1 protein-coding gene is annotated in these 573 nt (G+C 58.6%); it reads left to right on the plus strand.

The annotated features are described in order from the left end of the window. A partial coding sequence (locus tag ACR0JF_RS23390) for a DM13 domain-containing protein (RefSeq protein WP_480670137.1) occupies positions 1-456 on the plus strand: 456 nt, incomplete at its 5' end. Positions 457-573 lie beyond the last annotated feature (117 nt).

The raw sequence follows: 573 nt of genomic DNA on the forward strand, positions 1-573 counted from the left end.
ATAGTTTTTGCGACGGGCAAACCTGCCTGCATCTATCAATGGAGATATCAAATCATGATGACTCGTCGATCGCTTTTTGTGAAAGCTGCTGCCACGGGCGCAGCGCTCACCCTGGCCGGTACCACCACTGCCCTGGCCGGCGGCGCCAAAAAGAAAGGCTCGTTCGAGGGTCGCTCGAACCACATCACCACCGGTTCGGTGAAACTGGTCAAGGATGGCGACCGTTACATCGTTGAACTGGGCGAGGACTTCTCGCTGGACAACGGCCCCGACCCGCGTGTCGCATTTGGTAAAGATGGCAAATATGCCCCCGACAGCAAACTGGGCGCACTGCTGCACCTAACCGGCAAGCAATCTTATGCCGTGCCGCCGACCATGGATGTGTCGGGTTACAACGAAGTGTACATCTGGTGCGAAGTCGCCGGTGTGCCGCTGGGCGTTGCATCGCTGAAGTAACCACTCAGGTCAGAGGCCGACCCCCCCGGCCTCTGACAAGCCTTAACGCGCTTCGGCTTTAACTTGCGACGTGAATACCCTGCCACGCTTCCGGCGTTCTCGGGACTTTCGCGTCGC

This window comes from Ruegeria sp. BG11 (assembly GCF_056538565.1).